This window comes from Polynucleobacter sp. es-EL-1 (assembly GCF_018687975.1).
Taxonomy (GTDB): domain Bacteria; phylum Pseudomonadota; class Gammaproteobacteria; order Burkholderiales; family Burkholderiaceae; genus Polynucleobacter.
In genome coordinates, this window is record NZ_CP061310.1 from 671,065 (window position 1) to 690,144 (window position 19,080).

Here is a 19,080-nt window from a genome sequence, read left to right on the forward strand (position 1 = left end):
GCTTATAAAAATAGCTCTTGAAGGTTATTGAGATAGCGCAGTCCTTGGGGTGTGGCTTTGAGCTTACTGGGGTGAGGATCTAATAAAGCCTTTTGACTTGCCTCATTGAGGGGTTTGGCAATGACATTGAGCGGTAAGCCGGTGCGCTCACTAAAGGTAGCGGTATCTACTCCATCACTGAGGCGCAAGACATTGAGCATGAATTCAAAAGGAAGGTCTTTAGCGGGAATATCTCTTGATTCAATTAAAGCATTACCTTTGGTTTCCATAGCCTCCATGTAGGTCTGCGGATGACGCTCTCGCACCTGTCTCGTAATGCGATCCGGAAAAGAAATCTTGCCATGTGCCCCAGCTCCAATGCCGATGTAATCCCCAAAACGCCAGTAGTTCAGATTGTGTTTGCACTCTTGATCTTTCTTGGCATAGGCAGAGACTTCGTAACGTCGATAGCCTGCAGCCTCAAGAAGCGCTAGGTTTTGCTCGAAGATGGCATCAATCTCATCTTCGCTAGGAAGCTTGGGTGGAAAACTTGCAAAATAGGTATTAGGCTCCAACGTTAAGTTATAAAAAGATAGGTGCGGTGTTTTAAAAGAGAGCGCAGTCTCCACATCTGCTTTGGCGTCTTCTAAGCTTTGATTGGGTAAGCCATACATCAAATCTAAATTGACGGACTTAAAGTGCTCGAGAGCAATTTCAATGGCGCGCTTTGCTTCTGCTCCATTATGAATACGTCCTAAGGCTTTTAATTGGGCATCTTGAAAACTCTGAATGCCCAAGGAAATACGATTGATTCCTGACTTGGCAAAAGCGGTAAACTTTTCTGTCTCCACTGAGCCGGGATTAGCTTCCATGGTGATCTCACAGTCAGGCTCGAGGTGAACCCGTGCTCGAATATCAGAGAGTAAGCGATCCATTCCCTTGGCAGAGAGCAGACTAGGAGTACCGCCGCCAATAAAAATACTGTGTACCTGTCTGCCCCACGTACGAGGAAGCTCAGTTTCTAGGTCAGCAATTAGGGCATTGATATATCGCACTTCATCAAACCCTTGCGGGGAGCTAGAGGTCACATCTTTAATTTGGTGTGAGTTGAAGTCACAGTAGGGGCACTTCTTTTCACACCAGGGAAAATGAATATACAAAGACAGTGGTGGCAAGGCCTTGAGTTGCGGCTGACTGCTCAAAGCAGATTGGGAAGAATTAAGCACGAGTTTGTAATTGCGCAATCAGTTCACGTAATGCTTGACCACGATGGCTGATCAGATTTTTTTCAGAAGGCTCAAGTTCAGCAGCCGTACACCCAAGCTCAGGCAAAAAGAAGTAGGGGTCATAACCAAAGCCATAACTTCCTTTAGCCTCATTGACTACTTGCCCATACCAACGGGTTTGCACAATCAGAGGCTCAGGATCATTGGCGCTCTCCACCATTACTAGGGCGCAGACATAATGCGCACCACGATCTGCCTTGCCTTGCAAAGCGGAGAGCAGTTTTTGATTATTGGCTGCATCGTTGCCATTGACGCCTGCGTAACGGGCGGAGCGGATGCCAGGTTCACCGTTCAGTGCATGGGCGCAGATACCAGAGTCATCAGCAAGTGCTGGTAGACCGCTAGCCGCACTGGCATGGCGTGCCTTGGCAAGAGCATTTTCTACAAAGGTGAGATAAGGCTCATCAGCTGCCGAGATAGCTAAAGCACCTTGAGGAATGACCTCATATTGAAAGGGCGCCAGAAGCTCCTGGAATTCACGAAGCTTGCCCGCATTATTGGAGGCGAGAACGAGTTTTTGCATCAGCACTAAACCCTTTACTCAAAGGCTTTTGTTTGAAGTTGCGTTAACTCTCGAATACCTTGCTCTGCTAAATCTAATAAAGCATTTAATTCAGTGCGGGAGAATGCAGCACCTTCAGCAGTGCCTTGTACTTCGATCATACCGCCTTTGCCGGTCATGACGACATTCATATCCGTATCGCAAGAAGAGTCTTCTGGGTAATCCAAATCGAGCACCGGAACACCTTGGTAGATACCAACCGAGATTGCGGCAACGCTATCGATGATGGGATCGGTTTTGAGTGTGCCATTGGCAAGAAGGGTATTGATGGCATCCCGTGCAGCTACATACGAACCTGTAATAGCAGCAGTTCTTGTGCCGCCATCAGCCTGTAAAACATCGCAATCAAGGTGAATTGTTCTCTCGCCCAAAAGGGTGAGATCAAAGACGGATCGCATTGCGCGTCCAATCAGGCGCTGAATCTCTTGAGTGCGACCTGATTGCTTACCACGCGCTGCTTCACGATCGCTACGAGTATGGGTGGAGCGGGGCAGCATACCGTACTCGGCCGTAACCCAACCTTCCCCAGAACCTTTTTTATGCGGAGGCACTTTTTCTAGAACGCTAGCAGTACATAGGACTTTAGTATCTCCAAAAGCCATTAAGACAGAACCCTCGGCGTGCTTGGTAAAGGCGCGGCTAATGGTAATCGGGCGTAATTCGGTGGGCGCACGGCCACTAGGGCGAGTGATATTGCTGGAGTTTTGGCTGCTCATGGGGTTTAGTCCTCAATGGTTGGGCAGAATCAGTAATGAATCTACAATGTCCATATGATATCGAGCATGACTGGTTATGGCAGCGCTTCTCGCCAAGTCTCCCTAGGAGGTGGTGTAGTTGCTGATCTGCAGGTGGAATGTAGGGCGGTCAATAGCCGCTTTCTGGATTTGGGCTTTCGTCTTCCAGACGAATGCCGTGGGGCCGAGCCTGCCCTGCGAGAAATCGTTGCCCAAAAGCTATCCCGAGGTAAGGTAGAGTTTCGTGCCGCCTGGCGCGTCAATTCTGGCTCTTCTGGTGCTGCAAAGGCAAATCCCCATGCATTAGGCACTCTGAACCGAGAACGTTTGGATGCGCTTTATACCCTTCAAGAGAAGGCGCAGGAAGCTTTCCCTCAGGCTGAAGCCCTGAGGATGGCAGATATTTTGCGTTGGCCTGGAGTGGTGTCTGAACCTAGGGGTGAAGAGGATGGGTGGGTTGCTGGAACAATAGAGGCTGCCCAGGCTGCCTTGTCGGTCTTAATGGAAAGCCGTCACGCTGAAGGCAAAGCATTAGTCACAGTTCTTACTAATATCACTGCCAAGATGCGTGAGATTGTGAAAGCTATAGAGCCCAAAGTGCCAGAGTATGTCGCGCAATATCAAGAGAAGCTGACAGAGCGCTTAGCGGAAGCTTTGCTAGCTCAAGAGCAAGGAAAAGTGAGTGGCGGGGCTGGTACAGAACTGATGGAGCGCATTCGTCAGGAAGTCGTGCTCTATGCCGTGCGGATTGATGTCGCTGAAGAATTTGCTCGCTTAAAAACCCATCTTCAAGCAGTAGATACTGCACTTGCAGGCAAAGGGCCAGTTGGTAAGCGCTTAGATTTCTTGATGCAAGAACTTAATCGCGAAGCAAATACGCTAAGCTCCAAGTCTGTTTCGGAAGAGTGCACTCAGGCGGCTTTAGAGCTCAAGCTTTTAATAGAGCAGATGCGCGAGCAGGTACAAAATTTAGAGTAAAGATTGCATATTCTTCATATGACAGCTAGCCCAAAGACCCCAAAGCCTAATCTTTCGCCTGCTTATCAAGGCAGTATGTTGATGATCGTTGCGCCATCAGGAGCGGGTAAGTCATCCTTGGTCAACGCCTTATTGCAAGAAGATGCTGCCCTCAAATTATCTTTATCGACTACGACCCGTGCGCCACGTCCTGGTGAAGTAGATGGCAAAGACTATCGTTTTGTTTCTAGGGAATCGTTCATAGCAGAACGTGATCAAGGCCATTTTCTGGAATATGCTGAGGTGCATGGCAATTTCTACGGAACATCACGCGCCTGGATCGAAGCGCAAATGAAAACCGGGCGCGATGTCTTGCTGGAGATTGATTGGCAGGGCGCGCAACAGATTCGGCAGATGATTCCGGAAGTTCAGTGGATCTTTATTTTTCCGCCCTCATTTGAGGCTCTTGAAGAGCGTTTGCGTAAAAGGGGGCAGGATGATGAAGCCACCATTCAACGGCGCTTGGCAGCAGCCCATTTAGAGCTCCAGCATGCACACGAAGCCGATTTCATTGTGGTCAATGATGATTTTGAGCAGGCCCTGACGGATTTACGACATATTGTTGCAGCAAGTCGTCTGCGCTCTGGACCGATTATGGCCCGTAACCCAGCGCTTTTAAGGCGTCTTGGGGTCTAATCAGTTATCCTATAGGTATTGAAGCTAAATTAAGTGAGTTCAGCATGGCCCGTATTACTGTAGAAGATTGTCTAAAGACTATTCCTAATCGTTTTGAGCTGGTATTGGCCGCGACTTATCGCGCACGTCAATTGGTTCAAGGTCACTCCCCACGTGTTGAGTCCAGAGATAAAGCAACCGTAGTTGCCTTGCGTGAAGTTGCTGCTGGTGTAACTGACCGTGACATGCTGACCAAAGTACCTTTGTAATTTAGGGGTTCCGGTGTGGAGCTCCCCTTAGGTAATCTCAACACATCAGACGCTTCAGGCCAGGTCTTGCCTAAAGAGACCAAAATCAGCGATAAATCCTCCATCATTGCTACCTTGTTGGCTCAATCGAGTCGACATTTATTTGGACCCACTTCGGCTCCAGCACTTCCTCTCAAGCATCAAGTTGTTTCGATTGAAGCTCTCATTTCTAAGCTGGACTATCTCAAGCCGGACGAAGTTGCTTTAATTAAAAAGGCATTTCAGTTTTCCGATGCCGCCCATTTAGGGCAGTACAGACATAGTGGTGAGCCTTACATTACTCATCCATTAGCTGTGGCTGAATTGTGTGCCACTTGGCGCCTTGATGCTGCCTCTATCATGGCAGCCTTATTGCATGATGTGATTGAAGATACAGGATGCTCTCAAACGGATTTGGTAGAAAAGTTTGGCTCAAAAGTTGCTGAGCTTGTGGAAGGTCTGACCAAGCTAGATAAATTAGAGTTTCAGAGTCATGCTGAGGCACAAGCAGAAAGCTTTCGCAAAATGTTTATGGCGATGGCGCGTGATGTCAGGGTGATCTTGGTCAAACTGGCGGACCGTACGCACAATATGCGCACGCTAGATGCTGTTCCCATGGAAAAGCGTCGCCGAGTTGCTGCAGAGACGCTCGAAATCTACGCCCCAATTGCCCATCGTCTTGGCCTCAATATTATTTATCGCGATCTGCAGGACTTAAGCTTCCGTTATTCAATGCCAATGCGCTTTAGGGTGATTGAAGGTGCTGTAAAGCGGGCGCGTGGCAACCGTAAGGAAATGGTTGAAAAGATTTTGCAGAACACCCGCATGGCTTTTGCTAAAGCCAATCTAGAAGTCGATTTGCAGGGACGCGAAAAAACGCTCTTTAGTATCTATAACAAAATGCGTAGTAAGCACTTAAGTTTTTCTCAGGTGCTCGATGTTTATGCTTTTAGGGTCACGGTGCATTCGATTGATGAATGCTATCGCGCCTTAGGTTTGCTCCACTCTCTTTATAAGCCCATGCCAGGGAAGTTTAAGGATTACATTGCCATTCCTAAACTCAATGGCTATCAATCGCTACATACAACCTTATTAGGCCCCTCCGGTGTGCCAGTCGAGTTTCAGATTCGGACTAGCGAGATGCATGCAGTGGCAGAGGCTGGTGTTGCAGCACATTGGGCATACAAAGATGGCTTGCCTGATATGAGTGAAGTACAAAATCGCGCTCATCAATGGCTGCAATCTTTAATTGATATTCAGGATAGCAGTGGTGATTCTCAAGAGTTTTTAGAGCACGTCAAGATTGATTTATTCCCAGATGCGGTTTATGTGTTTACGCCAAAAGGGCAGATTAGAGCATTACCCCGTGGGGCAACTGCACTAGACTTTGCCTACTCAATCCATAGTGATCTCGGAAATACTTGTGTCGCCGTCAAAATTAATGGCATGCAATTGCCTTTACGAAGTGAACTCAAGAATGGCGACATTATTGAGGTGGTTACCTCAACAAATTCACAGCCCAATCCAGGTTGGTTGGCTTTTGTGCGGACAGGCAAGGCGCGTGCCTCCATACGTCATTCATTGAAGACGAAACATTATTCGGAGTCTTTGCAGTTGGGTGAGCGCTTATTAGCGAGTGCCTTACGTCAGCAAGGGGTCGATGCAGGCCTTTTGTCCCCAGAGATTTGGGAAAAGCTACTTCATTGGACTGGCGATAAAACGCGCGAGGAAGCGTGTGTCAATATTGCTTTAGGCCGCAGATCAGCTCAAGAATTGGCTATTCGCTTGAAGATTTTGATTGATGATGAGGGTGGTTCTGAGCAAATGCGTTTAGGCGCTTCTGATTGGGTTTCTCCGCAACAAGAAATTGCTTCTCACCACCATCAACGTCAAGCCATCTTGGTTGATGGGCGAGAAGGTAATTCCATCAGTTTTCAGAGTTGCTGCCATCCTATCCCGGGCGATAACATTATTGGCTATCTCGGAAAAGGCGAGGGTTTGCAAGTGCACACCAATGACTGTCCGGTAGCGTTACGAATGCTCTCCAAGGACAGTGATAAATGGGTTGAGGTTGAGTGGGGTAAAGAGGTCAATCGTGAGTTTGAGGTAGATCTTGAGATAGATACTCGTCAAGGTAAGGGTGTTTTAGCTCGCGTGGCCAGTAGCGTGACGGCTGCAGATTCCAACATCATGAATGTCTCCATGAATGACCGCTACAAAGAAGATGCTGTGATGATTCGCTTTACGATTCAGGTTTCTGATCGCTTGCATCTCTCCAAGGTCATGCGCAGTTTGCGTGCTAATCACGATGTCATGCGCGTTACCCGTACTAAGACTAGTTAATCTACCCGCTTTTATAAGTACTGAATATCGAGAATTTCAATTTCAGTGGGACCGGTGGGCGTTTGGATTTTGACGCAGTCGCCCAGGCGAGCTTTAATAAGCGCCTTAGCAATGGGAGAAACCCAGCTAACGTGTCCCTTTTCTAGGTCAACCTCATCAACCCCCACAATCGTGATGGTCGTCTCTTGATCTGCGTTAACCCCCTCTAGATTGACATAGGTGACGGTAGCCCCAAAAAATACCTGCTGAGCGTCGGCATCACCAGATTTTCGGGCCTGGTTATCGACTACTACGGCAAATTCCAGACGTTGGTTTAGGAAGCGAATCCGTCGATCTATCTCCCGAAGACGCTTTTTTCCATAGATATAGTCCCCATTTTCGGATCGATCGCCATTCGAGGCTGCCCAGTGCACAACCCTGACAACCTCGGGCCTATCAAGGTTTAGGAGCTGTAAGAGCTCGCTTTTGATGCGTTCATGACCTGCAGGTGTGATGTAGTTCTTCTCTTCCATGGCATAATTATGGCTGTTGCGGCTGTAGCTCAGCTGGATAGAGTACTTGGCTACGAACCAAGGGGTCGTGGGTTCAATTCCTGCCAGCCGCACCATTCTTTACGGGGCCTAGTTGAAAAACTGGGCCCTTTGCTTTTCTAGGTGTTTCATTGAACGTACACGGACATCCCTTATAGTTTGGTTATGAGCAATTCTGACTCCTCATCAACCCCCCAGCCTTCGCCGATAGCGACCTGGTCACAGGTAGACCAGACGCATGCTCAGGTTTCTTTGGGTGGCGTGGTCAATGTCTATTCTTTGGCAGGGGTCTGGACACAGATTAGCCAACAGCAAGCAGCTTGGTTGCAACAGGGTGGTGGCAAGGGGCAACATCTCATTTTTGACGCCTCCAAAGTAAGCTCGCTTGATGGGTCAGCCTTTGCATTTTTGATTGATATTCAAGAGGCTCAGCAAAAAGGCGGCGGTGACTTTGAAATAGTCGGCTTAGATCCGAAGTATCAACCGCTATTGCACGAGTTTGATCCTATCAACAATCTCTTCCCGATTCCGGCTCCCAAGCCAAAGACCAGCTTTGTCGTCAGTACTGGCATGGCCACTCAAAATCTATTGGATGATGCACGTGGCTTAATTACTTTTACAGGGCATTTAGCAGCGGATTTGGTGTGGTCTATTCGCCATATCAATCAAGTGCGTTGGGGTGACTTTGTGAATGCAGCAGTTGAGGCTGGTATTGCTGCTTTGCCAATTGTGGGTCTAGTGTCATTTTTGATTGGGGTGATTCTGTCATTCCAGGCAGCAATTGGAATGGAACAGTTTGGTGCGGTTTCTTTTGTTGGTCCCTTGGCTGCACTTGGAATTGTTCGAGAGATGGGTCCATTAATTACTGCTATTTTGTTGGCAGGTCGATCATCCGCTGCTTTTGCGGCGGAGATTGGTACGATGACCGTCAATAGCGAGATTGATGCTTTGGTAACGGGCGGTTTAAGTCCAGTGCGTTTTTTAGTGGTCCCTAGAGTGCTCGCAGGTATTTTGGTGATGCCCATTTTGACCTTATACGCCGATATTGTGAGTATCTTTGCTTCCATGTTAACGATGCAGATTTACGGCATTCCATTCATTAATTTTTATAACGGGATGCTAGCTGCAGTTGGGCTTGAAGATATTTTGTCTGGCTTACTAAAAGCTACTCTTTTTGGCGTAGTGATCTCAGCAGTTGGATGTTTGCGCGGCATGCAAACGGGGACCGGTGCTGCCGCTGTGGGCATCTCAGCTACGCGCGCAGTAGTGAGCAGTATTGTCATGATTGTTCTAGTCGACGGCATATTCGCCTATATTTCTTATAGGACAGGTTTCTGATGGCAAGCTCCAATATCGCAATCGATGTACAAAATTTGACTGTGGGTTATGGGTCAAAGGTATTACTGCAAAATCTCAATTTTTCTGTCACCAATGGAGAGATTTTTGTCATCCTAGGCGGCTCTGGCTGCGGCAAATCCAGTTTGCTGAAAAACCTATTCGGTCTTTATCAGCCCTTAGGTGGAGATGTCTTTATTGAAGGGCAAAACATTACTACTGCCCAAGGCGCCGAGCGTCAAAAAATTATGACTAGTTTTGGGGTGATGTATCAGCAGGGTGCTTTATTCGGCTCGATGAATTTGCTTGATAACGTGACGCTCTTTATGGAAGAGTACACGCAGTTAACTAAGCCCCAAATGGATTTGTTAGCGCGCTGCAAATTAGATCTCGTTGGTCTACTCCCGTATGAGTCTTATATGCCCAGTGAAATCAGTGGCGGTATGCAAAAGCGTGCCGCGATTGCAAGGGCAATGGCACTAGATCCCAAGATCTTGTTTTTGGATGAGCCCTCAGCTGGATTAGACCCCATTACCTCTGCCGATCTGGATAGCACTATTCTTGATCTATCAAAAAATTTAGGCTTTACCTTTGTTATCGTTTCACATGAACTGGCGAGTATTTATTCCATCGCTGATAAAGTCATCATGTTGGATAAAGATGCCAAAGGCATCATTGCCGAAGGTGACCCTAAAGTATTGCGAGATACCAGTAAAGATCCTCGAGTACATCAATTCTTTAATCGCATCATGAGTAAGGACGCAGCATGAGCAATAACACCAACCCCAATTACTTTCGCCTAGGCATTTTTGTGCTGGCGGCTATCGGAGTGCTACTGGCCGTTGTTCTCATTTTTGGCTCAGGAAAGTTTTTTAAGAAATCTTTCTACGTCGAGACCTACATTAAGCAATCTGTCACCGGTTTAGATACGGGTGCTGCCGTGCGATTTCGAGGCGTCAAAGTTGGTCAAGTTTCCTTTATAGGCTTGACTGGTGATACCTATGAGAGGGACACTCCACTTCTTGAGCGCCGTGAATATGTCGTTGTGCGTATGCAAATTTTTGGTGATGGGGTGGATTCTGTAGATTTTGCTGGCTTAATTAAGAATGGTATGCGCGCCCGCGTGAAATCGATGGGGATTACGGGGGTTAATTATGTTGAGTTGGACTTTAGTTCCAATGCCTCTCAATATCCGCCGCTTCCCTATAGCTGGAAGCCCGAGTATGAGGTAGTGCCTTCCTTGCCTAACCAGGCAGATGAGATTATTTCTGGAATCCAAAAACTCATTAGCGTCTTAAATGGAATGGATGTGAACGGGACGCAGAAGAAATTCGATGATCTCCTGACTAATCTCAATCTCATCATGGCGGGTGATGGCAAAGATAACTCTGGATTAGTGAGTTCTGTTAAAGACTTAAATGTCTTGTTATCTCGCATTGCCAAAGTAACAGATAAAGGCGAATTGGAGATTTTGATTAATCAATTGGTTGCAACCATGGTGTCCTTGCGTCAGACGGTTAGTAGCGTGCAGGGCGACACCACAGCAACCATGGAAAATATTCGCCAGGCAACCGAAAATCTCAATGAATTTTCTCGTATCGCCAGCCAATCTCCCTCCACTTTGATTTGGGGTGAGCCGCCTCCAAAAATCACTCCTCCAATGAACGGAGTTCAAAAATGAGTATTCGCACTCTCAATTCCACTGTTCTCAAATGTCTGATTGGCGCTGCCACAATAGCTAGTCTTGTTGCTTGTTCTCTTCCACAGCGTCCCGCGATCACTACCACTAGTTGGATGATTGCTCCTGAGAGAACGGGCGCTCCAAATAAGCCTCGCTCTGATCTATGGCTCAAGATGGGCTCGGTATCTACAACGCCACCATTCGATGGTAAGTCTTTGGTCTACCGTTTAGGGGATCAGCGCTATGAAAAAGATTTTTACAATACCTACTCAGCGCTACCCAACGAAATGATTAGCAGTGCCACACGTCAGTGGATGAATCAAGCTCAGATTTTTGCAATGACGGTAGGGCAGGGCAATAGTTTTTTCCCTTATTACACACTACAAGCTTCTGTTGATGAGTTTTATGGAGATTATCGTGTGCGGCCTGAGGCAGTGGTCTCGGTGGAGTTCTTTTTAACTGTTACTAGCGGATCTAAATCCAATCCAGTGATTGGTACTAATCGCTATACCAAGCGCATACCTTTAAAAGACAATACTCCTAGTGCTTTAGTGCAGGGTCAGCAGGAGGCTTTGGCACAAATCTTAAAGGAGTATGAGGTGGCGCTTTATCAGTACGCAGCCAACCTGCCTAAGCCCCTTGGAAAACAATAATTCTGAAAATAAGTCATTATGACTATCTGGAGGAGATATGAATTTAGGTCTTAATGGAAAAGTAGCTCTGGTACTCGCTTCAAGCCGTGGCTTGGGTCAAGCAATGGCAGTTTCTTTGGCGCGAGAGGGCGTTAAAGTGGCCGTAACTGGTCGCAATCCGGCTGGTCTGCAAAAGTCGGTCGAACTGATTGAGGCTGCTGGTGGAAAAGCCTTGGCTTTGAGCTGGGATTTATCTGACCTCAACGTGATCGATAATATGGTCTCTCAAGTAGAAAAAGAGTTAGGGCCGATTGATATTCTGATTAACAACACTGGTGGGCCACCTCCAACACCGGCTGCTGGTCAAGACCCTGCGCTATGGCAAAAAAGCTTTAACGATATGATTCTTTCTTTGATTGCCATTACGGATCGTGTTCTGCCAGGAATGCGTCAGCGTAAATGGGGTCGCATTATTACCAGTACAACTTCGGGCGCAATTTCTCCGATTAAGAATTTGGCTATCTCTAATACCTTGCGCGCTGCATTGCTGGCATGGTCAAAAACTTTATCTGCAGAAGTGGCACAAGATGGGGTGACTGTAAATGTCATCATGCCTGGACGGGTGGCAACAGATCGTCTGCGTGAGCTCGATGAAGCACGCGCAAAACGTGAGAACTTAAGCTACGAGGATGTGGTTAAGCTGAGTCTGCAGCTCATTCCTGCAGGTCGCTATGGTGATCCTCAAGAATATGGCGATACAGCTGCATTTTTAGCGAGCCAAAATGCCTCTTTCATCACGGGTTCTGTCATTCGTGTTGATGGTGGTCAGATACCAGCCGTTTAATCTTAGTGCTATTGCGTTTTCTACAAAGGGTAAGTCGAGATTTTCGATCCAGTGAATTATTTTCACTACTGATAGCGCTCACCCTTTCAGTTCTTGCCCTATCGAGTGTTAGCTTCCTAGCTGACAGAATGCATAGGGCATTTGCTTTTGATGCCCGCCAGTTACTGGCTGCTGATTTGCTGGTGGTTGCAGATCAGCCGCTACCAGAGCGCTTTATCCAGGAGGCGAAAAACAAGAACCTCCTCGTCGCTCAAACTGTGGTCTTTCCTAGCATGGCAACTGCGGGATCAGAAAGCAAGTTGGCTTCTTTAAAGGCTGTTAGCGATGCTTATCCTCTGCGTGGTAAGTTGAAAATTGCACCAGAGCCACAATCTCAAACTCCAAAACCAAGCTCAGTGTGGGTTGATCCAGCAATGTTGGTTAGCTTAAATGCCAAGATTGGAGATGAAATTCTTCTGGGCGATAAGACATTTTTGATTGGGGGTACCCTTGAGCAGGAATTAGATCGTGGTGCAGGCTTTATGAACTTTGCGCCGCGTGTCATGATTTCGCTCGAAGATTTACCTGCCACCGGTTTAATTGGCCTGGGAAGTCGTGTGACGTATCGCCTCTTGGTGGCTGGGGATGATCGGCAAATCGCCAATTATGAAGAATGGGTCCAAAGTCAGATTGACTCACAAAGCTTGCGCGGTATTCGTATCGAAACGCTTGAGAATGCGCAGCCATTAATGCGCAAGACATTGGAGCGTGCGGAGCGCTTTCTATCTCTTGTAGCCTTACTAACAGCAATGGTTGCTGCCGTAGCGATTGCCTTATCTGCACGCCGTTATGTTTTAAAACAAGCCGATGTATGCGCTGTCATGAAGTGTCTAGGTGCAAGTCAGAATGGTATTTTGAGGCAGCAATTGAAGATGCTTGGCATCCTAAGTATCACTGCCACACTTGTGGGTGGTTTATTGGGCTTTGGAATTCAAGAACTGTTGACACGCATTTTGGGCAATCTGGTTTTGGCTGAACTTCCGGCCGCATCAATGTGGCCTGTGCTTTGGAGTGCCTTATTTTCAATCGTGCTGCTGTTAGGCTTTGCAGGGCCACCACTATTGAGTTTGGTCACCATTTCTCCAATCAGGCTGGTTCGCAAGGAGTTGGCCCATGTCAATATCAAATCAATTTGGGTTGCAGTCTTTGGCTTATTGAGCTGCTGTTTATTAATTGCAGTAGCTGCGCGTGATTGGAAGTTAGCTGCCTGGGTTGGCTTGAGTTTTAGTTTGGCGGTGGGAGTATTTGCTGTTGTTTCATGGGGATTGCTCCGCCTCTTGGGCGCTTGGTTTTCTCGTCAAGCTTCACCTAGCTTTGCAATGCGCTTTGCGTTGATATCGCAATCGCGTCGTGCGGGATTCGCGGTCATGCAAATATCAGCCTTGGGTATTGCTCTGATGGCATTATTGATGATCATGCTTTTGCGCCAAGACTTATTGACAAGCTGGCAGAGTAGCGTTCCCACGGATGCTCCCAATCGCTTCATGATTAATATTCAGGCTGATCAAAAGCAAGGCATCACTCAATCCTTAGAGAAGGCTGGAGCAGGTGAGCCCGTTTTTTATCCGATGGTTAGAGCTCGCTTGATCGAGGTAAATGGCAAGCCGATTGGCCCAAATGATTACGCAGAAGAGAATGCGCGACGCCTAGTAGACCGTGAATTTAATCTTTCTTACACCGACCAATTGCCCGATGGCAATCGCGTTACTGCTGGTAAGTGGATTGCTGGTAACGCACCGCAAATTTCATTGGAAGTAGGAATTGCCAAGACTTTGAAGTTAAAACTCGGTGATCAAATGAGCTTTGAAATCGCCGGCGAAAAAATTACAGCACCCGTTACTTCATTGCGAAAGCTTGATTGGAGTTCAATGCGGGTTAATTTCTTCGTGATCATGCCCCCATCTCAGCTTGCTAGCATGCCCCAATCGTGGATTACCTCCTACTATCAAAGCAGCGCGATTGAGGGCTTGGATTTTCAGCTTGCACAGGCTTACCCCAATTTAACGATCGTGGATGTAGCGACTTCTCTGCGGCAAATACAAGAGGTGCTAGATCGCCTATCTTCAGTTTTGGGCTTGTTATTTGCGTTTACGATTGCAGCAGCAATTTTAGTTTTACTGGCAGCAATTTCTGCTACTCAGGATGAACGTTTTAGAAGTGCCGCTCTCTTAAAGGCAGTAGGTGCCTCACGTCAGCTTTTGAGTCGCATTTCAATGATTGAGCTCGCATTAATTGGTGCGATTGCTGGTGTGTTGGCAGGCCTGTCAGCTGGGGCTGCTGCCTGGGCGCTGGGTCGTTTTGTGTTGGAAATTGAATTTAGCGCATTCCTACAGGCACTCTCCATGGGGGTGTCAATTGGAGTGCTTGTTTCTTTAATGGCTGGCTACCAGTTTCAAAGAAAAATTCAGAATGCCACTGCGATGGAATGCCTAAGAGAGGGTAACTAGCTTTTTAGGTAACTCAACTAAACGTGTTTTGGCTAGCCGATCTGGTAAGCCTTGTCGAAGTAAAGCAGGGACTCGATGCAAATAAATACTCAATGGCCAAAGAAACAAAGCTACAGCAAAGAGCATTTCAATAATTTGCCATCTCTGTAACTCAAAATACCATTGCAGCAATACGCACGGCACTAACCATAGCGATCCAAAGACATAGCGCCACATCGCTTGTCGACGTGATAAGTTGTATCCCCCGGGTCCGATCATACGAATCCGCCAGGTTTGCATTGCCAGAGTCTGGCCCGACTTAGTCCAATACCAAACAAAGTAGAGGCCTAATACCAAGTAAAGATATAAAAAAGTGAGCCAGCTTGGTAATGCAATCCCAAACAAAATCCCTAGACCTAAATTGGGTAGCAAAAAGGTAAAGGCAATTACTCCAAGCAAGACAAGTTGTTCATAGAGCGCACAAGATACGCGACGCCAAAAACTGGGCGAAGGAAGTACATTTAATTCTGCGGGAGTCATCAGTTTATTGGTCGCTTGGACCGCGATCTGAAGTTTCGCTTGGCGATGTTTCAGAGGCTTCAGAGTTGACTACTTCGGAGGGCGCTATAGGAGCTGGGGCAGGAGAAGGTAGTGTTGGCGCCAGATTGGATTTTTGAATGATTGGATGCTGCTGTAGGGTAGGCGCATTCATGGCAGATGGCTTTTTTCTTTTCACCTCTGCATTGGCCAATTTCTTTTTTTGCTCATCACTTAATTGTTGATAAGCATTCCAAGCTTCCGCTTTTTTCTCCGATGGAAATTTGAGGCTGCTTAAATAGTTTTCGCGTGCAAGACGACGATCCTTTTGGGAGAGTTTGGACCAGCTGTTCATGCGTGACTGTAAGCGTTGTTGATCGGCATCACTCATTTTGGGGTAAAGATTGGCAATCTGAATCCATTTTTTTCGAATTTCTGGTTTCATAAAATCCCAGTCACTCTCTAATGGAGTCAAAATCATTTGTTGCCGAGGGCTGAGGCTTTCCCAAGTGCCATCAGGTTTTTTTTCAGGGATGCCACTCGCTGTGCTTTGGGTTACGGCTCCCGTTTGAGCACTAGCATGGCCCGTGATTCCAAAAATTCCTACGCCAAATACTAGCGAGATGCTAAATATGGCTGTGGATTTTAGGTAATAACTCAGCTGGAACATGCGCTAGAAGAATTGGGTCTTCCGTTTAAGAAGGAGTATTTGATTTAGGCGCATCAAGGCTATCTTGCTCTGATTCTGCTAGATGGCCATTCTTCAAGAAACCTAAGAAGCCACTATCAGCATAGGCATCTGGCGGGACATCATCGGTTAGCAAGGCAATATCTAACTCGGCAATGTCATTAATGCGAGAGTCCTGCTGCCATTCAGCAATGCCTATCAAGCCAAATACCAGGACTATTAAAGGCGCAATCCAGCTGACATAGTTCCAGATTGTGCGGGAGCCCGTTGACCAGTTACCAGAGGTGCTTGCAAATACAGGCTGCTGGACATAGATCTTTTCTGCTTTCTGAACAGAAAGCGCCTTCATGCGAGCTGCATGGAGACGATCTTGGATGCCTGCTGGCAAGGATTGGGATCCATGCTGGAGTAGGGCGGCAGTAGCTAGACCAAATTGGTCGACTTCTGTTGGGTCTAAGAGATCTTGATTCATGCGGTTCACAGCGTAATTCCTTTTAATTTCAATGCTTTAGCTAGAGCCTGGGTGGCTCTTGAGCAATGGGTTTTGACACTTCCCTCGCTACAACGCATCGCTAGGGCTGTTTCAGTAATGCTCAGCTCATCCCAATAACGCATCAGGAAGGCTTCTCGTTGACGGGCGGGCAATTTTGATATTTCTGTCTCCAAGGCCTGTAAAAGCTGACTTTGTTCCAATTTTTGCGCACCATCCTGGTGAATTTCACTGTCATCAGGTGCGGAAAGTGACTCCAAAGGGTCAAAATCATCGTTTTCATCGGATTTTTTGCCCATATTGGAGAATAGAGTGACCCAGGCATTTCGCACCTTTTGGCGTCTAAACCAGTCATGAATGCGGTTTTGTAATATTCGCGTAAAAACCAGGGGAAGCTCTGCTGCAGGTCGATCACCGTACTTTTCAGCCAACTTAATCATGGCATCCTGAACAATATCCAAAGCTGCATCGTCATCCCTCACGGCGTAAACCGCTTGTTTAAAAGCGCGCTGCTCAACACTGCTCAGAAAATCAGATAGTTCTTGGGGTGAAGCCATTGCGCAGATGGGGCCTGATTCGGATGGAATTCGTCTATTTTAGGGTATTGCTATAGAATATAAGGCTTACTACCTAGAATCTCATTTACGAAGTGGTTTTTTCCGGTAGCAGCGCCGTTCGAACTCGGGCCACAAGCAAGAGACAGAACAGACCAAACAATTTTTTGCCGAAAATTGCAAAGGACGAAAGAAAATGAATACAAGCAGCGCCGAATTTTTAGCTTCCAAAGCGAAGCAAGACACAATGAATCCAAATCCCGTAGTTAGCCCTCCAGAAATGATTGGGGCGGAAATGCTTGTAAAAGCATTGCACAAAGAGGGTGTTGAATTTGTTTGGGGTTACCCAGGCGGTTCAGTTCTCTTTATCTACGACGAGATTTTTAAGCAAGATAAGTTCGAACATATTTTGGTTCGTCATGAGCAGGCTGCAGTCCATGCTGCTGATGGTTATGCGCGCGCAACCGGTAAGGTTGGCGTCGCCTTAGTGACCTCAGGTCCTGGCGTAACCAATGCTGTTACTGGAATTGCTACTGCCTACACGGATTCGATCCCAATGGTGATCATTAGCGGTAACGTACCAACTTATGCAATTGGTGAAGATGCTTTTCAGGAAGCGGATACGGTAGGTATTACACGCCCAGTGGTGAAGCACAACTTCTTGGTCAAGGATGTCAAAGATCTTCCCTTGGTTATCAAGAAGGCTTTTCATATTGCTCAAACTGGCAGACCGGGGCCTGTGTTGATTGACATTCCAAAGGATGTATCAGCAGCTAAAGGACCTTTCGTTTACCCAGAAGTTTTGGAGATGCGTTCCTATAACCCGGTTGTCAAAGGTCATAGCGGACAGATTCGTAAGGCAATTTCTTTATTGCAAGAAGCCGAGCGCCCTTATATCTACACGGGTGGCGGCATTATCTTGGCCGATGCTGCACCAGAATTAAAAGAATTTGCCGATTTACTTGGTTATCCGGTCACCAATACCTTAATGGGTTTGGGTGGCTTCCCTGGCACTAGCCCTCAGTTTGTCGGCATGCTTGGTATGCATGGCACTTACGAAGCCAATATGGCGATGCAGCACTGCGATGTGTTGATTGCGATTGGCGCACGTTTTGATGATCGTGTGATTGGTAACACTGCCCATTTTGCAAGTCATCCTCGCAAGATTATTCATATTGATATTGACCCATCCGTGATTTCTAAGCGGGTGAGGGTTGATGTGCCGATTGTGGGCAACCTCAAAGAAGTATTGCAAGAGATGACTGCGCAGTTAAAGCTTGCAGGTCCTCGCAAGAACGGTGAGAAGGTTGCTGCATGGTGGGAGCAGATTAATGAGTGGCGCAAGAAAGATTGTCTGAAATATGACGAAGCCTCTCAAATTGTTAAGCCGCAGTATGTTGTTCAGAAATTGTGGGAGCTCACCGGTGGTGATGCCTTCATTTGTTCTGACGTTGGTCAGCATCAAATGTGGGCTGCGCAGTTCTACAAGTTTGATAAACCACGTCGTTGGATTAACTCTGGCGGATTGGGAACTATGGGCGTGGGCTTACCTTACGCTATGGGTATCAAGAAAGCATTCCCTGATAAGGATGTTTTCACGATTACTGGTGAAGGCTCAATCCAGATGTGTATTCAAGAATTGTCTACTTGTAAACAGTACGACACTCCAGTGAAGATCGTATCTTTGAATAATCGTTACCTTGGCATGGTACGTCAGTGGCAAGAGCTCACTTATAACAAGCGTTATTCCAGCTCTTACATGGATTCATTGCCAGATTTTGTGAAGTTGGCTGAAGCCTTTGGTCACGTTGGTATGCGCATTGAAAAGAAATCTGATGTTGAGGGTGCACTTAAAGAGGCGATTCGTCTAAAAGATCGTACCGTATTCATGGACTTCCAGACTGACCCAGAAGAAAACGTTTGGCCTATGGTTCAAGCGGGTAAGGGTATTACTGAAATGCTTTTGGGTAGTGAGGATCTCTAATGCGACATATTATTTCTGTACTCATTGAGAATGAACCAGGTGCTTTATCACGTGTAGTGGGTTTATTTTCTGCGCGTGGTTACAACATTGATACTTTGAGTGTTGCGCCAACGGAAGATCCCTCTTTATCACGCATGACCATAGTGACATTTGGTTCTGATGATGTGATCGAGCAAATTACCAAACATTTAAATCGTTTGGTTGAAGTGGTCAAGGTTTTTGATTTAAGCGAAGGTCCTCATATTGAGCGCGAGCTCATGATGATTAAGGTACGCGCGGTAGGTAAAGAGCGTGAAGAGCTCAAACGCACAACGGATATCTTCCGTGGTCGCATCATTGATGTGACTGATAAGAGTTACACCATTGAATTAACTGGTGATGGTGCCAAATTAGATGCCTTTATTGATTCGATTGATCGTGCCTCTATTCTAGAAACTGTCCGTTCGGGTGGTTCTGGAATCGGACGCGGCGAGCGTATCCTGAAGGTTTAATTTTATTAACTGATTACTGCATTAAT

The 19,080-nt window shown here is 46.9% G+C and carries 20 protein-coding genes and 1 tRNA gene; 13 read left to right on the forward strand and 8 right to left on the reverse strand.

Annotated elements, in window-relative coordinates; translation table 11 throughout:
- Positions 1–2: 2 nt before the first annotated feature.
- The 3 genes from hemW to rph are packed head-to-tail and all read right to left on the reverse strand — an operon-like array spanning position 3 to position 2,543.
- Positions 3–1,223, reverse strand: a complete 1,221-nt coding sequence (hemW, locus tag FD974_RS03395; RefSeq protein ID WP_371817125.1) for a radical SAM family heme chaperone HemW — start codon at positions 1,221–1,223, stop codon at positions 3–5.
- Positions 1,198–1,788, reverse strand: coding sequence for an RdgB/HAM1 family non-canonical purine NTP pyrophosphatase (gene rdgB / locus FD974_RS03400; RefSeq protein WP_215365815.1), 591 nt, complete (start codon positions 1,786–1,788; stop codon positions 1,198–1,200). The genes hemW and rdgB overlap by 26 nt, the downstream gene beginning before the upstream one ends.
- A 14-nt stretch (positions 1,789–1,802) precedes the next feature.
- Entirely contained in the window at positions 1,803–2,543 is a 741-nt protein-coding gene (gene rph / locus FD974_RS03405) for a ribonuclease PH (protein ID WP_215365816.1), read from the reverse strand.
- Positions 2,544–2,597: 54 nt separating this feature from the next.
- Here rph and FD974_RS03410 point away from each other — a divergent pair, with 54 nt between their 5' ends.
- Genes FD974_RS03410 through FD974_RS03425 form a run of 4 tightly spaced genes read left to right on the forward strand, consistent with a single transcriptional unit; the run spans position 2,598 to position 6,823 of the window.
- A complete protein-coding gene (locus FD974_RS03410) occupies positions 2,598–3,539 on the forward strand; it encodes a YicC/YloC family endoribonuclease (RefSeq protein WP_215365817.1) in 942 nt (313 codons plus the stop codon).
- A gap of 18 nt (positions 3,540–3,557) precedes the next feature.
- On the forward strand, positions 3,558–4,214 hold the full coding sequence (gene gmk, locus FD974_RS03415; RefSeq protein ID WP_215365819.1) for a guanylate kinase: 657 nt from the start codon (positions 3,558–3,560) through the stop codon (positions 4,212–4,214).
- 44 nt (positions 4,215–4,258) lie between these two features.
- Positions 4,259–4,462 (forward strand): DNA-directed RNA polymerase subunit omega, encoded by a 204-nt coding sequence (rpoZ, locus tag FD974_RS03420; RefSeq protein ID WP_011902918.1) that lies wholly within the window; start codon positions 4,259–4,261, stop codon positions 4,460–4,462.
- Positions 4,463–4,477: 15 nt separating this feature from the next.
- Positions 4,478–6,823 (forward strand): bifunctional (p)ppGpp synthetase/guanosine-3',5'-bis(diphosphate) 3'-pyrophosphohydrolase, encoded by a 2,346-nt coding sequence (locus FD974_RS03425; protein WP_371817126.1) that lies wholly within the window; start codon positions 4,478–4,480, stop codon positions 6,821–6,823.
- An 11-nt stretch (positions 6,824–6,834) separates the two neighbouring features.
- Here the strand turns inward: FD974_RS03425 and greB are convergent, their stop codons facing one another.
- Positions 6,835–7,335, reverse strand: coding sequence for a transcription elongation factor GreB (gene greB / locus FD974_RS03430; RefSeq protein ID WP_215365821.1), 501 nt, complete (start codon positions 7,333–7,335; stop codon positions 6,835–6,837).
- Between the two features lie 18 nt (positions 7,336–7,353).
- Between greB and FD974_RS03435 the strand changes: the two genes are divergently transcribed.
- The 7 genes from FD974_RS03435 to FD974_RS03465 all read left to right on the forward strand — a co-directional run bounded on the left by FD974_RS03435 (position 7,354) and on the right by FD974_RS03465 (position 14,331).
- Positions 7,354–7,430: transfer RNA gene (locus FD974_RS03435), tRNA-Arg, on the forward strand.
- A gap of 88 nt (positions 7,431–7,518) precedes the next feature.
- A complete protein-coding gene (locus tag FD974_RS03440; RefSeq protein WP_215365823.1) occupies positions 7,519–8,691 on the forward strand; it encodes an ABC transporter permease in 1,173 nt (390 codons plus the stop codon).
- Positions 8,691–9,458, forward strand: coding sequence for an ABC transporter ATP-binding protein (locus FD974_RS03445; RefSeq protein WP_215365825.1), 768 nt, complete (start codon positions 8,691–8,693; stop codon positions 9,456–9,458). Before FD974_RS03440 ends, FD974_RS03445 begins: the two co-directional genes overlap by 1 nt.
- Positions 9,455–10,369 carry an MlaD family protein gene (locus FD974_RS03450; RefSeq protein WP_215365827.1) on the forward strand — a complete coding sequence of 305 codons (915 nt, stop codon included), beginning with the start codon at positions 9,455–9,457 and terminating at the stop codon, positions 10,367–10,369. Before FD974_RS03445 ends, FD974_RS03450 begins: the two co-directional genes overlap by 4 nt.
- Positions 10,366–11,022 (forward strand): membrane integrity-associated transporter subunit PqiC, encoded by a 657-nt coding sequence (locus FD974_RS03455; protein WP_215365829.1) that lies wholly within the window; start codon positions 10,366–10,368, stop codon positions 11,020–11,022. Before FD974_RS03450 ends, FD974_RS03455 begins: the two co-directional genes overlap by 4 nt.
- A 37-nt stretch (positions 11,023–11,059) precedes the next feature.
- Positions 11,060–11,845, forward strand: coding sequence for an SDR family oxidoreductase (locus tag FD974_RS03460; protein ID WP_215365831.1), 786 nt, complete (start codon positions 11,060–11,062; stop codon positions 11,843–11,845).
- 128 nt (positions 11,846–11,973) lie between these two features.
- Entirely contained in the window at positions 11,974–14,331 is a 2,358-nt protein-coding gene (locus FD974_RS03465; protein WP_251374653.1) for an ABC transporter permease, read from the forward strand.
- Here FD974_RS03465 and FD974_RS03470 read toward each other — a convergent pair.
- Genes FD974_RS03470 through FD974_RS03485 form a run of 4 tightly spaced genes read right to left on the reverse strand, consistent with a single transcriptional unit; the run spans position 14,314 to position 16,582 of the window.
- A complete protein-coding gene (locus FD974_RS03470) occupies positions 14,314–14,850 on the reverse strand; it encodes an RDD family protein (protein ID WP_215365833.1) in 537 nt (178 codons plus the stop codon). The two genes, FD974_RS03465 and FD974_RS03470, sit on opposite strands and share 18 nt — an antisense overlap.
- Before the next feature lie 4 nt (positions 14,851–14,854).
- Entirely contained in the window at positions 14,855–15,517 is a 663-nt protein-coding gene (locus FD974_RS03475) for a DUF3106 domain-containing protein (RefSeq protein WP_215365835.1), read from the reverse strand.
- Between the two features lie 25 nt (positions 15,518–15,542).
- On the reverse strand, positions 15,543–16,007 hold the full coding sequence (locus tag FD974_RS03480) for a DUF3619 family protein (protein WP_215366627.1): 465 nt from the start codon (positions 16,005–16,007) through the stop codon (positions 15,543–15,545).
- A gap of 5 nt (positions 16,008–16,012) precedes the next feature.
- The gene (locus FD974_RS03485) at positions 16,013–16,582 is read right to left on the reverse strand and encodes an RNA polymerase sigma factor (protein ID WP_215365837.1); all 570 of its coding nucleotides are present in this window, start codon (positions 16,580–16,582) and stop codon (positions 16,013–16,015) included.
- A gap of 193 nt (positions 16,583–16,775) precedes the next feature.
- On the opposite strand from FD974_RS03485, the gene FD974_RS03490 reads away from it, so the two are divergent.
- Both FD974_RS03490 and ilvN read left to right on the forward strand, forming a co-directional pair.
- Positions 16,776–18,563: an acetolactate synthase 3 catalytic subunit gene (locus FD974_RS03490; protein WP_215365839.1), complete on the forward strand. Its 1,788-nt coding sequence runs from the start codon at positions 16,776–16,778 to the stop codon at positions 18,561–18,563.
- On the forward strand, positions 18,563–19,054 hold the full coding sequence (ilvN, locus tag FD974_RS03495; protein WP_011902903.1) for an acetolactate synthase small subunit: 492 nt from the start codon (positions 18,563–18,565) through the stop codon (positions 19,052–19,054). The genes FD974_RS03490 and ilvN overlap by 1 nt, the downstream gene beginning before the upstream one ends.
- The last annotated feature ends 26 nt before the right edge of the window (positions 19,055–19,080 follow it).

Excerpts from the sequence above, each read along its gene's own strand:
- FD974_RS03490 (WP_215365839.1), top strand. The coding sequence starts at position 16,776 with ATGAATACAAGCAGCGCCGAATTTTTAGCTTCCAAAGCGAAGCAAGAC.
- FD974_RS03480 (WP_215366627.1), bottom strand. The coding sequence starts at position 16,007 with ATGAATCAAGATCTCTTAGACCCAACAGAAGTCGACCAATTTGGTCTA.
- FD974_RS03475 (WP_215365835.1), bottom strand. The coding sequence starts at position 15,517 with ATGTTCCAGCTGAGTTATTACCTAAAATCCACAGCCATATTTAGCATC.
- FD974_RS03455 (WP_215365829.1), top strand. The coding sequence starts at position 10,366 with ATGAGTATTCGCACTCTCAATTCCACTGTTCTCAAATGTCTGATTGGC.
- rpoZ (WP_011902918.1), top strand. The coding sequence starts at position 4,259 with ATGGCCCGTATTACTGTAGAAGATTGTCTAAAGACTATTCCTAATCGT.
- FD974_RS03445 (WP_215365825.1), top strand. The coding sequence starts at position 8,691 with ATGGCAAGCTCCAATATCGCAATCGATGTACAAAATTTGACTGTGGGT.
- rdgB (WP_215365815.1), bottom strand. The coding sequence starts at position 1,788 with ATGCAAAAACTCGTTCTCGCCTCCAATAATGCGGGCAAGCTTCGTGAA.
- FD974_RS03410 (WP_215365817.1), top strand. The coding sequence starts at position 2,598 with ATGATATCGAGCATGACTGGTTATGGCAGCGCTTCTCGCCAAGTCTCC.
- FD974_RS03440 (WP_215365823.1), top strand. The coding sequence starts at position 7,519 with ATGAGCAATTCTGACTCCTCATCAACCCCCCAGCCTTCGCCGATAGCG.
- gmk (WP_215365819.1), top strand. The coding sequence starts at position 3,558 with ATGACAGCTAGCCCAAAGACCCCAAAGCCTAATCTTTCGCCTGCTTAT.
- FD974_RS03485 (WP_215365837.1), bottom strand. The coding sequence starts at position 16,582 with ATGGCTTCACCCCAAGAACTATCTGATTTTCTGAGCAGTGTTGAGCAG.
- rph (WP_215365816.1), bottom strand. The coding sequence starts at position 2,543 with ATGAGCAGCCAAAACTCCAGCAATATCACTCGCCCTAGTGGCCGTGCG.
- FD974_RS03470 (WP_215365833.1), bottom strand. The coding sequence starts at position 14,850 with ATGACTCCCGCAGAATTAAATGTACTTCCTTCGCCCAGTTTTTGGCGT.
- greB (WP_215365821.1), bottom strand. The coding sequence starts at position 7,335 with ATGGAAGAGAAGAACTACATCACACCTGCAGGTCATGAACGCATCAAA.
- FD974_RS03465 (WP_251374653.1), top strand. The coding sequence starts at position 11,974 with ATGCATAGGGCATTTGCTTTTGATGCCCGCCAGTTACTGGCTGCTGAT.
- FD974_RS03450 (WP_215365827.1), top strand. The coding sequence starts at position 9,455 with ATGAGCAATAACACCAACCCCAATTACTTTCGCCTAGGCATTTTTGTG.
- FD974_RS03460 (WP_215365831.1), top strand. The coding sequence starts at position 11,060 with ATGAATTTAGGTCTTAATGGAAAAGTAGCTCTGGTACTCGCTTCAAGC.
- ilvN (WP_011902903.1), top strand. The coding sequence starts at position 18,563 with ATGCGACATATTATTTCTGTACTCATTGAGAATGAACCAGGTGCTTTA.